Origin of the sequence: uncultured Salinibacterium sp. (genome assembly GCF_963974405.1) — a bacterium.
GTDB lineage: Bacteria > Actinomycetota > Actinomycetes > Actinomycetales > Microbacteriaceae > Rhodoglobus.
The window spans coordinates 639389-652966 of the sequence record NZ_CAXBBH010000001.1 but is presented as its reverse complement, the minus strand read 5'-3'; the positions used below and the strand labels follow the sequence as shown (position 1 = coordinate 652966).

At 63.5% G+C, this 13578-nt stretch carries 10 protein-coding genes; 6 read left to right on the top strand and 4 right to left on the bottom strand.

Annotated elements, in window-relative coordinates; genetic code table 11:
• The first annotated feature begins 159 nt into the window (after window positions 1-159).
• Window positions 160-1851, top strand: coding sequence for a DEAD/DEAH box helicase (locus AACZ26_RS03145; RefSeq protein ID WP_339619057.1), 1692 nt, complete (start codon window positions 160-162; stop codon window positions 1849-1851).
• A 654-nt stretch (window positions 1852-2505) separates the two neighbouring features.
• On the opposite strand, the gene AACZ26_RS03140 is transcribed toward AACZ26_RS03145, so the two are convergent.
• Window positions 2506-3045 carry an NUDIX hydrolase family protein gene (locus tag AACZ26_RS03140; protein WP_339619054.1) on the bottom strand — a complete coding sequence of 180 codons (540 nt, stop codon included), beginning with the start codon at window positions 3043-3045 and terminating at the stop codon, window positions 2506-2508.
• Window positions 3046-3183: 138 nt separating this feature from the next.
• On the bottom strand, window positions 3184-3990 hold the full coding sequence (locus AACZ26_RS03135) for an SDR family oxidoreductase (RefSeq protein WP_339619052.1): 807 nt from the start codon (window positions 3988-3990) through the stop codon (window positions 3184-3186).
• Between the two features lie 254 nt (window positions 3991-4244).
• Between AACZ26_RS03135 and AACZ26_RS03130 the strand changes: the two genes are divergently transcribed.
• From AACZ26_RS03130 to AACZ26_RS03115, 4 genes are all read left to right on the top strand, one after another.
• Window positions 4245-5033 carry a hypothetical protein gene (locus AACZ26_RS03130; RefSeq protein ID WP_339619050.1) on the top strand — a complete coding sequence of 263 codons (789 nt, stop codon included), beginning with the start codon at window positions 4245-4247 and terminating at the stop codon, window positions 5031-5033.
• Window positions 5034-5056: 23 nt separating this feature from the next.
• On the top strand, window positions 5057-5680 hold the full coding sequence (locus AACZ26_RS03125) for a dienelactone hydrolase family protein (RefSeq protein ID WP_339619048.1): 624 nt from the start codon (window positions 5057-5059) through the stop codon (window positions 5678-5680).
• A gap of 70 nt (window positions 5681-5750) precedes the next feature.
• Window positions 5751-10460 carry an ATP-dependent helicase gene (locus AACZ26_RS03120; protein ID WP_339619046.1) on the top strand — a complete coding sequence of 1570 codons (4710 nt, stop codon included), beginning with the start codon at window positions 5751-5753 and terminating at the stop codon, window positions 10458-10460.
• On the top strand, window positions 10453-11232 hold the full coding sequence (locus tag AACZ26_RS03115; protein WP_339619044.1) for a DNA-formamidopyrimidine glycosylase family protein: 780 nt from the start codon (window positions 10453-10455) through the stop codon (window positions 11230-11232). Before AACZ26_RS03120 ends, AACZ26_RS03115 begins: the two co-directional genes overlap by 8 nt.
• A gap of 124 nt (window positions 11233-11356) precedes the next feature.
• Here the strand turns inward: AACZ26_RS03115 and AACZ26_RS03110 are convergent, their stop codons facing one another.
• The gene (locus tag AACZ26_RS03110; protein ID WP_339619042.1) at window positions 11357-11998 is read right to left on the bottom strand and encodes a hypothetical protein; all 642 of its coding nucleotides are present in this window, start codon (window positions 11996-11998) and stop codon (window positions 11357-11359) included.
• 212 nt (window positions 11999-12210) lie between these two features.
• On the opposite strand from AACZ26_RS03110, the gene AACZ26_RS03105 reads away from it, so the two are divergent.
• Window positions 12211-12609 (top strand): (deoxy)nucleoside triphosphate pyrophosphohydrolase, encoded by a 399-nt coding sequence (locus tag AACZ26_RS03105; protein ID WP_339619040.1) that lies wholly within the window; start codon window positions 12211-12213, stop codon window positions 12607-12609.
• Between the two features lie 210 nt (window positions 12610-12819).
• Here the strand turns inward: AACZ26_RS03105 and AACZ26_RS03100 are convergent, their stop codons facing one another.
• Complete coding sequence (locus AACZ26_RS03100) at window positions 12820-13566, bottom strand: Eco47II family restriction endonuclease (RefSeq protein ID WP_339619038.1); 747 nt, start codon at window positions 13564-13566, stop codon at window positions 12820-12822.
• Window positions 13567-13578 lie beyond the last annotated feature (12 nt).

The window sequence follows — 13578 nt, the reverse complement described above, 5'->3', positions numbered from 1 at the left end:
CGAGATCTGACCTGTGTGCCGCATTCGTGCGAAACGCCTGATTGGGTCGGTGTAGATCAGCCTGGTGCAGTTCTTGAGGAACAGCGTCGGTGCTTTCTGAACCCGTGCGCCTCCGGTGTAACGCCCATCTGTTACTTATGCCCGAAAGGCACCACCGTTTTGACTGAACAAACTTTTAGCTCGCTTGGCGTGCCCGCCCCTCTCGTTGCTGCACTCGCAGCCGACGGCAAAACCACGCCATTCCCCATCCAACTCGACACCCTGCCTGACACGCTCAACGGCCGCGATGTTCTCGGCCGCGGAAAGACAGGCTCAGGCAAGACCCTCGCCTTCTCCCTCCCGATGGTTGCGCGCCTCGGCGGAAAACTCTCGGGTGGCAAGCGCCGCTCGGGTCGCCCCCTCGGCCTCGTGCTCGCACCGACCCGTGAGCTCGCCACGCAGATCTCTGCTGTGATCGAACCTCTCGCTGCCGCCTACGGCCTCAACACCACCACGATTTTCGGTGGCGTAAGCCAGAACCGTCAGGTTGCCGCCCTCAAGGCCGGCGTCGATATCGTCGTTGCCTGCCCCGGCCGTCTCGAAGACCTCATGAAGCAGGGCTTCGTGAGCCTCGACGCCGTAGAGATCACCGTGCTTGACGAGGCCGACCACATGGCCGACCTTGGCTTCTTGCCCGTGGTGACCCGCATCCTCGACAAGACCCCCAGCAATGGACAGCGCATGCTGTTCAGCGCCACCCTCGACAACGGTGTAGACAAGCTGGTTCGCCGCTTCCTGCACAACGAGGTACTGCACTCTGTTGACGAAGCGACCTCGCACGTCTCCGCCATGACTCACCACGTGTTCGAGACCGAGAGCGTCGAATCCAAGCGCGTTCTCGTCGAGAAGCTGGCATCGGGAACCGGCCGCCGCATCCTCTTCATGCGCACCAAGCACCACGCCAAGAAGCTGGCACGCCAGTTGACGGATGCCGGAATCCCCGCCGTTGACCTGCACGGAAACCTGTCGCAGGTTGCCCGTGACCGTAACCTCGCCGCATTCTCCGCTGGCGACGTGAAGGTGCTTGTTGCTACTGACGTTGCAGCGCGAGGCGTGCACGTCGACAACATTGAGTTGGTCATCCACGTTGACCCGCCAGCAGAACACAAGGCCTACCTGCACCGCAGCGGCCGTACCGCTCGTGCTGGCGAAGAGGGCGACGTCGTCACGATCGTTCTGCCCACCCAACGCAAAGACACCGCAGCGCTGTTGCGTAAGGCCGCCATCACGGTGACCCCGCAGCACGTGAACGCAAAGTCGGATGCCGTCATTGCTCTGACCGGTGAAGTTGCCGAATACGTCAAGCCTGCGCCTCGCGCAGCAGCTCCCGCCCGTGGCCAGTCGCAGGGTGGACGCTCGCAGGGCGCAAACGCCCAGCGCAAGCGTTCACGTCGTGGTGGCGAAGGCGCCGGATTCTATGAAGGCGAACGCGACGGAGCCCGTGAGGGTGGCCGTGGTGGCGCCGGTGGACGCGGCGGTGCTGGTAACGGTGGCGGTGGCGGTGGCGCTCGTGGCGGCCGTAACGGTGCAGCACGCGACGGTGCTCGTGATGGTGCCCGTGATGGCCAGCCCCGCGGCGGCGCTCGCAGCGGCCAGCAGCGTAACTCGCAGCAGGGTTCCGGTCGCGGAGCCGTTGTCGCCGGTTCCGGTGCAAGCGAACAGCGTTCAACCCACCAGCCGCGCCAGCAGCAGTCCGAAGCCCCCTCGCGTCCGCGCGGTGGCAAGGGTCGCGCTCAGGCCGGCAACGGTGGACCGGTTCGTGTTGGCCAGGTCGTTCGGCCGAACCGTCGCGCTTCAAGCAGCGGGCACTAGGACCTAGCGCTGGGCCCTCGGGCCATATCTTTTGGGGCGGCCAAGGCAGCCCGAAAACATAGTTTCACTGCCGAAGGGCGGCGAGCACCTCCCAGCACTGCTGGGGTGGGGTTCGTCGCCCTTCGGCGTTTAAGCCGGCTGTGGCAGTGCGCGCTGGTGTGAGCGCATCCGTTCGGAAATTCAGGGGCAGCTCGCGCTGGTGTGAGTGCATCCCTTCGGAAATTCAGGAAACTCTGTTTCGACCAATGTGCACCGGCCTCTGCATGCCCGAATTTCGGGGCATCCATACTGGCAGCCCACGCGCGCGCACCAGATTTCCTGAATTTCCAACATTGCGTGGCGGTAGCGGCAGCGGCAGCGGACGCGGACGCGTAACGCGGACGCGGACGCGTAACGCAGAGCGCACAGCGCGCAACGCAGAGCGCGCAGCGCACTACTACTCTCCGACCGCGAGCGCGGTCACGCTGCACTACGGAAATTCAGGAAATTCTGCTGAGTCGTCCGTGTGCACGGCATTGCTCCCGCAGAGTTCTGTGCTTTCTTCGCCACCAGACGCGACCGAGCGCGACCACGCGAACGGTTTTCCTGAATTTCCAAAGTTTGCCCGCAGCAGACTGACCCGCAGCAGACTGACCCGCAGGAGCTAGCTCGCAGTTACGGTAGTACCCCGACAGAGGCGAGCGCCGCGCGCAAGAGCGCCCCGCGGCCACCCTCCATATCGGCGGTGACATCGTCGGAGACCGCCGCGGCCGGGCTCAACCAGGTCAGCTCGAGCGCATCCTGACGCGGCTCGCACGTGCCCGTGACGGGAACGACGTACGCCATCGAGACGGCGTGCTGGCGAGGATCGGTGAACTGGCTATCGCCGGGCCACGGGAAGTACTCGGCGACCATGAACGGAGTCGGGCTTGCGGGCAACAGCGGGAAGGCCATGGGGCCCAGATCCTTTTCCAGATGACGGAACAGGGCATCGCGCAACGTCTCGCCAAACATGACACGACCAGAGACGAGCGTCCGCGTGATCTCACCATCGTTGCCGCGCACAAGAGTGCCGACCTCAGTGACGCGACCCAGCCCATCCACGCGCACTGGAACAGCCTCAACATAGATCAGCGGCAGTCGCCTGCGGGTCTCCGCAAGCTCTTCATCTGAAAGCCAAGACGAGTTGGGATCTGGTGTGCCGACGGAGCTCATGCTCCATTGTCACCTATCGTGCGGCTGTGGCGTGCACAGCGTGCAACTTTGGTGCGCACCCGACAGCGGGGCGGATGCCGCGGCGCCCCGTCACGGGCAGTCATGCAGCATCTCTTCCGCCCGGACTTTCGCGTCGCCTCAGCCGAGCAGGTCCTTCATCTTGGAGGCGATCAGTTCGGTTGCTCGGCGCGGAGAGAATCGTGAGAAACGGTCCATGAACTTGGCATCGCTGCCGATGACGACACGGAAGGAGCCTTTCTCTAGGCCTTCGATGATCTGCTGGCCGGCATCCGCTGGGCTGGTTGTTTTGTATTCTTTGCCCGGCTTGGCAGCGGCAACTTCGGGCATTGCGACGCCGGAGTTTGCGGTGATGTTCGTTCCCACGCCGCCGGGGAACACGATGGTGACGGCGAGGTTGGTGCCCAAACTTTCTGCGTAGAGCGCTTCGGTGAACAGTTTGACGGCAGCCTTGCTCGCCCCGTAGGCAGCCTGACCGGGCACGGGAAGAAAGCCGCCCATGCTCGCGACGTTGAGCACGGCGGCTTCGGGGCGCGCCGTGAGGGCAGGCAGAAATGCTTTGGTCATGTTCACGACACCCCAGAAGTTGACGTTGAAGACCCGCTCGATGGTGTCGAAGTCGAGCTCTGTCAGTTTCACAAAGGGCTGGATGATGCCCGCAACGTTCAAGACTCCATCGACTTGGCCGTGGGCGTGAATTACCGCATCGGGGAGGGCAAGCACTGCGTGGCGATCAGTCACGTTCAGAGGGTGGGTCGTCAGTTGGGCGGATGCCGCGCCGGCCAGTTTCGCCATCTCCGCAAGTCCCGGCTCGTTCAGGTCGACCGCCGCTACTCGGGCACCTCGGGCAAGGAGTCCGAGCACTACTTCTCGTCCCATTCCGTTGCCACCGCCGGTGACAACAAAGACTTTGTTTGTTAGCTGCATTTTTTGGCTCCTTCGCCTTCGGGCTGTTAGGTGCAGTCTGGCACCGACTGAGGTGAGCGGCTAGTGCTGGCCTCGCGAGGATGCCCGCATGCCGAGTGCCAGCTGCGGAGAGTGGCGTGTGGAGTCCGGACTAGTCGTCAACAATGTCGCCAGTTCTACCTCTGTGCACAGGGAGCGCCGTCCCCACCTCCCGGGTGGCTCTGTGTCTTTAGCGTTCTTGACTCAGGCACTCGTCTGCAACGCGAAAGGGAACCATGACTGAGAACAACCCCGCTACCACCGCGCCATCGGCGACTCCCCATCCGGCCCAGGCTCGTCGCGGGTGGCCCTGGTGGGCCTGGGCGCTTTTATTCGGGGTTCCTTTTCTGGTTCTCTCGGGCCTTGTCGCCATAGTGTTCACCGGCTTATTGCTTGGCCAGGCAAGTCAAGGACTCAATTGCTACGTCTATGGCGACTGCGAGCCTGCGCGCGGGGCCGCCCCGATTCCGGGCGCTTCCGACTCCTCGGATGATCGCACCGAGGCGGCGAAGAAGGTTCCGCTCGAGGGGAGTGCTGTTTTCGAGGGTCAACCCGTGTGGTCGTTCACGCTTGAGCCAACCTGGCAGGCGCTGCCCTTCGATCAGGACGGCATCGACGTGTTTCAGGATGAGGCCACGGGGTGCCAGCTCATCACGTCGCAAGGTGTTGCTGTGTCCGAGGCCGAGTCTGCGAGCGACGCTGAGCTCTCCTACGCCCTTCTTTCCCGGGAAATCAAAGGTTTCACGGCCGATAATCCTGACGCGTTGATTCTTAATGCGGGCGCCCCCATAGACATCGCAATCGCGAGCGCCGCCAGCGAGTCAACGATCGAGTTCGCTTCAGCGACGATTGACCAGAAGAGCGCCGATGGTGTTTCCCAGACCATTGAAATTGCGGCGCGGTCGATGCCTGGTTCGGAGGGCGAGCTCCTCGCAGTGCTGACCTGCGATACGGCTGCGCTCTCCGCGCTGGGCACAAAGTTCGAGCTCTTCTCGACCGCGCTCGCCGTCACAGTGAGCCCCTAGGCCGCGCCCCGTAGGCTTTGCCCATGCAGATCGATTCCTCCGCAGTGCTCTGGTCGGCCCCCGAACGGGAACGGGCCGGGCGTCCGCTCATCGTGTTGCTCCACGGCTACGGCTCCCACGAGGGCGATCTGTTTGGCATGGCACCGGCCCTGCCGCTCGGCCCCGTCATCGCCTCGCTGCGAGCGCCCATCCTCGAAAGTGGCGGGTTCTCGTGGTTCCCCATCGACCTCAGCGGTGGCGGGCTCCCCCAGGTTTCTGGTGTGGATGACGCAGCCAACGCCGTGCTCGAATGGCTTGATGGCCAGCAGTTCACGAGTGTGAGCCTCCTCGGTTTCTCGCAGGGAGCCGCCATGTCGCTCCAACTCTTGCGGCTCGCCCCGGAACGCTTCAGCTGTGCCGTCGCACTCTCCGGGTTCGTGGCCAGTGCTGCGCACCCCGCCGATGCGGCGCTCACGAGCATCCGCCCGCCCGTATTTTGGGGACGCGGCACCGACGACCCCGTTATTCCCGCAGCCGCCATTGAGCGGACCGAAGAATGGCTCGTCGACCATGCCCGTGCGGAAACCCACATCTACGAAGGCCTAGCGCACTCGATCTCGACCGACGAACTCAACGACTTCGTGAGCTTTCTGCACACGCACGCGTAGAAGGGGGCAACCAGCACGCCTTGGGCGAAATCCGTAGTGCGCTGTCAGCGGTTGCGACGAAGATAGAACAATGAGCGATGTGCTCGGCAAATTTTCGCCCGCCACCCGAGAGTGGTTCGAGGGCGCGTTCGATGCTGCCACCCCGGCGCAGCTCGGCGCCTGGGATGCCGTCTCGTCGGGAGCCAATGCGCTCGTGGTCGCCCCCACCGGTTCGGGCAAGACGCTCGCCTCATTTCTGTGGGCGATCGACCAGCTCGCGTCGAGCCCTCCCCCCACTAACCCCAAGCAGCGCACCCGCGTGCTCTACATTTCTCCACTCAAGGCTCTGGGCGTTGACGTCGAGCGCAACCTTCGGGCGCCCCTCGTCGGCGTCACTCAAACGGCCCGCCGCCTCGGGCTCGGCGAAACCGACATCACCGTGGGCGTGCGATCGGGAGACACGACCGCGCAAGACCGCCGCCTGCTTGCACGCACCCCTCCCGACATCCTCATCACTACTCCCGAGTCGCTGTATCTGATGCTCACCTCGGCGGCCCGCGACACCCTCAAGAACGTCGACACCGTCATCATCGACGAAGTGCACGCCGTCGCTGCCACCAAGCGTGGTGCCCACCTTGCGCTGTCGTTGGAGCGGTTGGATGCCCTGCTCACGAAACCCGTGCAACGCATCGGGCTGTCGGCCACCGTGCGTCCCATCGAAGAGGTTGCTCGGTTCTTGGGCGGACGCGCCCCCGTGACGATCGTGCACCCGCCGTCGGCGAAAACGTTCGAGTTGAGCGTCATCGTTCCCGTGCCCGATATGACCATTCCGGGCACGGTGGCGTCAGCGCGCGACACCGCGGCGGGAGGCTCCGGCCACGATGATGAGGCGACGCCCGAATCTGCGGGTTCGCTCTGGCCGCACGTCGAAGAACGCATCGTGGATGCGATTCTCGACCACCGCTCCACGATTGTGTTCGCGAATTCGCGGCGACTGGCCGAACGCCTCACCGCCCGGCTCAATGAGATTTATGACGAGCGGATGAGCGACGGCAGCATCGATGGCGACGAAGCCCGCGCCCGCAGCCAAGCCAGTGCGGATGCCGCCGCCTACGCTGCACCGCAGCAACCGTGGAAGCCGCCAGCCCAGATGATGGCGCAGGGCGGATCAACGCTGGGTGCCGCCCCGCTGCTGGCCCGCGCGCACCACGGCTCGGTCAGCAAAGACCAGCGGGCGATCATCGAAGATGACCTCAAGACGGGAGTGCTGCGCTGCGTCGTCGCGACGAGCTCACTCGAACTCGGCATTGATATGGGTGCCGTCGACCTCGTGATCCAGGTCGAGTCGCCGCCGTCGGTTGCGAGTGGGCTTCAGCGCATTGGGCGAGCCGGGCATCAGGTCGGAGAAATCTCTAAAGGCCTGCTTTTTCCGAAGCACCGCACCGACCTCATCCACACTTCGGTTGCTGTGGAGCGGATGCGAAGCGGCCAGATCGAAGCCCTCTCCGTGCCGACAAACCCGCTCGACGTGCTGGCGCAGCAAACTGTCGCGGCCGTCGCTCTCGATGAAATCGATATCGAGGACTGGTTCGACACCGTTCGCCGCAGCGCCCCCTTCTCGACCCTGCCGCGCAGTGCCTTCGACGCGACCCTCGACCTCCTGAGCGGGCTCTACCCGAGCGACGAATTCTCCGAACTGCGGCCTCGCGTGGTCTGGGATCGTGTCGCGGGAACCCTCAGCGGTCGCCCCGGAGCCCAACGCCTCGCTGTCACCTCGGGCGGCACCATCCCCGACCGCGGCCTCTTCGGCGTCTTCATGATCGGCGGCGAAGCGGGAGCCCCCGGCCGTCGCGTTGGCGAACTCGACGAAGAGATGGTCTACGAATCCCGTGTCGGCGACGTCTTCGCCCTCGGCACCACGAGCTGGCGCATCGAAGACATAACCCACGACCAAGTGCTCGTCTCCCCCGCGTTCGGGCAACCCGGCCGTGTTCCGTTCTGGAAGGGCGATGGCTTGGGCCGCCCGGCAGAGCTGGGCGAAGCCATCGGGGCGTTCACTAAAGAAATTGCTACGGCATCCGCTGATGATGCGCGCGCTCGAGCGCAGTCAATCGGGCTCGATGAGCATGCCGTCACGAACCTGATCGCTCTCGTCACCGAGCAAAAGGCCTCTACTGGTCACGTGCCGAGCGATACGACTCTCGTGGTCGAACGCTTCCGGGATGAGCTGGGCGACTGGCGTGTGATCTTGCATTCCCCGTACGGCATGCCCGTGCACGCGCCGTGGGCGTTGGCGATTACGGCGCGCATCCGCGAACAGTTGGGGGTGGATGGCGCGGCCATGGCCGGTGACGATGGCATCGTCGTGCGCATTCCAGACACCGATGCCGCCCCGCCCGGTGCCGACCTTTTTGTGTTCGACGCTGATGAGCTTGAGCAGATTGTCACGGAAGAAGTCGGTGGTTCGGCGCTGTTTGCGGCACGCTTTAGGGAGTGCGCTGCTCGCGCTCTGCTGTTGCCGCGCCGCGACCCCGGCAAGCGTTCGCCGCTGTGGCAACAACGCCAACGCGCCTCGCAACTGTTGGATGTGGCGCGCAAGTACCCGAGCTTTCCGATTGTGCTTGAGACGGTGCGCGAGGTGCTGCAGGACGTGTACGACCTGCCGGCGCTCACGGCGGTGACGAAGCGCATCGCGAGCCGCGGCATCCGGGTGATGGAGACGGAGACGGAGGTGCCGTCGCCGTTCGCGCGCGCCCTCCTGTTCGGCTATATGGCCGCTTTCGTATACGAGGGTGATTCGCCGCTTGCCGAGCGTCGCGCCGCTGCTCTCTCGCTTGACCCGGCGCTGCTTGCTGAGCTTCTTGGTCGCGCCGAGCTGCGCGAACTGCTCGACCCTGACGTGATTGCCCAGACCGAGAATGAGCTGCAACGGCTGGTGCCAGAACGTCACGCTCGGGATGCTGAGGGGCTCGTCGACCTGCTGCGCGTGCTTGGCCCGCAGACCGTCGCCGAGATCGAAGCGCGCTCGCTCGTGACCGGTGCAGCCCTCGCCACCGACCTCGCCGGGCTCGCGAAAGCGAACCGCGTGCTCGAAGTGACCATCGCGGGCGAACGCCGCTGGGCTGGCATCGAAGATTCGGCACGACTGCGTGATGCGCTCGGGGTTCCGCTGCCGATTGGTGTGCCCGCCGCGTTCATCGAGCCCGTTGATGATCCCGTCGGTGACCTTGTCAGTCGCTACGCCCGCACCCACGGACCCTTCACACTGGCGGATGCCGCAGCACGCTTCGGTCTCGGAACCGCCGTCGTGCAGGACACCCTGCGTCGCCTCGCGTCCGACCGCCGCGTGGTCGATGGCGAGTTTCGCCCCGGCGCGAGCGGCACCGAATGGTGCTCGGTGGATGTGCTCCGACGCCTGCGCAGTCGTTCGCTTGCGGCACTGCGGCAAGAGGTCGAGCCGGTGTCGCACGCGACGCTTGGTCGGTTCCTGCCCGCCTGGCAACACGTGTCCGCTGCGGGCGACTCGCTGCGCGGTGTTGATGGCCTGGCCCAAGTGATCGACCAACTGGCTGGGTACTCAGCCCCGGCATCCGCGTGGGAGAACTTCATTCTGAATGCCCGCATTCGCGACTATTCGCCCGCGTGGCTCGATGAGCTGACGACCTCGGGCGAAGTGGTGTGGGCCGGGCAGGGTGCGCTGGCCGGCAGCGATGGCTGGATTAGTTTGCACCCGGCCGCGACCGCTGCGCTGACGCTGCCCGAGCCCGACAGGGATGGGCTGAGCGAATTGCAGCAGAGCATTCTGGAGGCGCTGGCCGGTGGCGGTGCATTCTTCTTTAGGCAGCTGTCGAATCAGGTGGGCAGCACGGATGACAAGGTGCTGCTGAAGGAACTGTGGGATTTGGTGTGGCGGTCGCTCATCACGAACGACAGCTTTGCGCCTCTGCGGGCGCATCTCGGAGGAACCGTGCGGGCTACTCGGGCACCGCGTCCGGCACGGGCTCGCGCCTATCGTGGTCGCGTTTCGACGGTGGCGCAGGCGGGGCCGCCGAGTGCGTCCGGCCGGTGGGCGCTGCTCGAGACCGCCGAGGGTGAGACGACAGTGCGCGCCAAGTCGACGGCCGAGTTGATGCTCGAACGGCACGCTGTCGTCACGCGCGGCGCGGTCGTGAGCGAGGGCATCCGTGGTGGTTTCGCCTTGACCTACCGGGTGCTGAGTGGTTTCGAAGAGACCGGTCGCGCCCGCCGCGGCTACTTCATCGAGGGGCTCGGTGCTGCCCAGTTTGCGACCGGAGCCACCGTTGACCGCCTGCGTGGTTTCACTCGGGATCCAGATGCTGCGCCCCAACTTCTGGCGATCACCCTCGCCGCGACAGATCCCGCCAACCCCTACGGGGCTGCTCTTGGATGGCCGGGGCTAGGTGGCGAGGATGCTGGGGGTGACGGCGCAGACGCTGCCGACCCGTCTGACGAGAATCTTGATCCTGCTCCAGCTAAGCCTGCCGCTGACTCCCCCAAGAAGCATCGCCCCGGCCGCAAGGCTGGTGCGATCATCGTGATGGTCGATGGGCACCTTGCGCTCTACCTAGAGCGTGGTGGCAAGTCGCTGCTGGCCTTCGATCTGGAACCAGCCGTCGTGGACGCCGCGACGCGGTCCCTGACGAGCACCCTGCGCGGAACGCTGCCGAAGCTGCGCATCGAGAAAGTCAACGGTGATTTCGCCGTCGGCACCCCGGTGGGCAAAGCCCTCGTGGAGGCTGGGTTTGTCGCGACGCCGCAGGGGTTGAGGCTTCGTGCCTGAGGGTGATTCCGTCTATAAGGCGGCAGCGAAACTACGGGCCGCGCTCGACCAGCAAGTGCTCACCCGCACCGACTTTCGGGTGCCCGCCTTTGCGACGCTCGACCTCAGCGGACAGACCGTCACGAGCGTGGTGCCGCGCGGCAAGCACCTGCTGATTCGGGTGGGCGACCACACCATCCACAGCCACCTCAAGATGGAGGGCGTGTGGCAGATTTACGGCGCCGGCGAGCGGTGGCGCAAGCCGTCCTACTTGGCTCGAGGAGTGTTGAGCACGGCAACGAAGACGGCGGTAGGTTTCGAACTGGGGCTGCTTGAGGTGGTGCCCACGGCATCCGAAGACAGCATTGTGGGCCATCTGGGCCCTGACCTTCTGGGGCCCGACTGGGATGCCGATCTCGCGCTGGCGAACCTGCTGTCAGACCCGGCGCGGCCGGTAGCACTCGCGCTGCTCGATCAGCGGAATCTGGCGGGCCTCGGCAATGTGTATGCGAACGAGTTGAGCTTTCTGCGCGGTGTTCGCCCGCACACTCCCATCGGCGAGATCGCCGACCCGAAGCGCCTCGTCGCGCTCGCGTTCAAGGCGATCATGGTGAACAAGGACCGCCCGATCCGCAATCTCACGGGCCTGCCGCGCGGCAAACCCCGCTACTGGGTGCATGGGCGGCGCGGCGAAGCGTGCCTGCGCTGCGGCACCCGCATCGAGTCAGACCAGCTCGGCACCGGCCCCACCGACACCCGCTACATGTGGTGGTGCCCAAGCTGCCAGAAGTAGGACTTAGGGTGCCGCTGCCAGCGATGAATGGATCGGCCTTGCGGGTTTCAACATTCCCAAAGAATCGCGTTGTGAAATCGTTCTTGATCTGGACGGACAGCGCGAGCTGCTCAATTTTCCACCGCTAAGAGGACGACCAGAAACCGCTCAACGTCGCTATGCCGAAGAGGGCTGTTGTGAGAAGAAATACCATTACGAGTCCGACGATCACAACAGACGCGAGCTCGGATCCCGACGCTAAAAGCACCGCCTTTGGCTTCGGCTTCCGTGTCTTCTGTTCGACTAACCATTCCTCGATCAGTCGCTCACGTTGAGCTCCTAGGCGCTTGACGTCGACTGAGGCCCGGATCGTCCACATGATCGCAATCATCGTGAGCCACACGTAAACCACAGCAGCGCCAAAGAAGATTAGTCCTGAAAAGTCATCTCCAGGGTCAGCAGCGAGGATGCCAAGAAGCGCTCCAATTAGAGAGCCTGACACGAGCAAGAGCACTCCGGCAGACCCTCGCCCCAGAAAGTGCAGCCAGGACCAGAGCAGCGATTCGCGGCTAACAAGCGGCCGATACGGCGCAGCGGCTCCAAGCACTACGAGTGACACCGAGACAAAAATAATCGAGGGAAGCGCAGTGATCCATAAGACAATGGCGCCGGCTCCTTGATTGCCAGCCAGGGACAGTAACAAGTAGGAGGCAGGACCCACAACCGATGAGACTCCTATAGCGATGACAATGCCGCTGTAGCGCCGTTTTTTCTGATTTTTCTTCATTGGAAGAAGAATACCGAGGTTCTCAAACGACGTTCGAGTTATTTCGATAGACCTCCGCTTGCCTAAAGCCTGAAATTTATGGGTCTTCGATATAAGCGTTAAACGGTGTCGGATGTCGCCGAGTTGGGGCTCGCCAATAGGCTGAAGCGAGCAGGTCGATCCTGCTTCGAAAGCCAACCAGCTGCCCCTGCGGACGTCCCGAGAGATCATCAGTGAAGAAACAGATCAACGTCGTCGGCGCAGTCATCGTGCGCGAAGGCCTCATACTGTGCGCGCAGCGCGGGCCCGGCGGAGCGTTGCCCGGGATGTGGGAGTTCCCTGGCGGCAAGATCGAAGCCGGAGAGACTCCCCGCGATGCACTCGCACGGGAGATCACCGAAGAACTCGAGTGCGAGGTGGCAGTGGGCGAGCTGATCACCACCACGACTCACGAGTACGACTTCGGAATCGTCGTGCTGACCACGTTCTACTGCGAACTGCTCTCCGGCACACCAGCGCTGACTGAGCACGCGGAGGTTCGTTGGCTCGCGCCACCCGAGCTGAGCGACCTCGAATGGGCACCTGCCGATATCCCTGCCGTCGAACTGATTGAAACGGCGGCGAGCGCCTAACGCGAGCGCGCTGCGTAGATATCGAACCTACGGCGCACTCCTGATCGCAAGCCGCTAAGTCTGTTTATGATGCGCGTATCGGTCAGGCGCATCTTGAGCACCCTGTCTTGCGCGTTCGCTTGAATCGGGGGGGGGGGGAGATGTAGCGCCGGAATTTTGGGTCGAGCGCTCAAGGTGAACTCGGAGGACACAAAGCTTGTCCTCTAGAAATCAAAACGAGCCACCCCGTGCCAACTCGACGCGGTTCCATGCTGCGCTCCCGTACGCGCGGATGTATAGGTTAGAAAAGCTCTCTCTGAGCTCAGCGGCACCACCCTCCGAGGTGTATCGACCCGTTATCGAAGCGATAACGTCCGGGAGCACGTAAAAGAGCTGAGCGAGAGCGTCCTTCTCTCCGGATGCGAGGTCGTAGAATCGGGCACCGTCAATGATTTGGACCTCACCGATTCGCGGGACTTTCTTATGGAGCTTCGTTATGCCTGCCGGTTTCTGAGGGATTATGTATACAAGATACGCGGTGACGTCGCCGCCCCACTCAGCTCTGTAAGTGCGCGCCTGTTCGGTCAAGGTACTTAAGGCTTGAGGCAAGCGTGTGCCGGTTATGGTGTTAAATTTATTTTTCACCTCCGCAATAATTCTGAGGTTCTTGTTCGTCAGATCGACTCTCGATGGCGCGTTTCCGAGACGAGTCCACCCTTCTATGCTCCCGAGAATTCGCTCATGAAATGTACCGAGGTGGTTCTGAAACGTCTTCTGAACTTGTCGAGCGCGCTCCGCAGCAATCCAATCGTCGAGGAAATACCCATCTTGTTGAGCTTCGAATAGAGCGCCAAAGGGGTCGAGGACGTTCTTGTAGAGCGTCCGGTCTTTCTTTGCGTGGGCATTCTCCAAGTGCCCTAGAAGATCCCTTGTGCACTCGAAAAGTCGGTCGTCCGAGATAAAGTCCAGATAAGTCAATCGAAACACCTC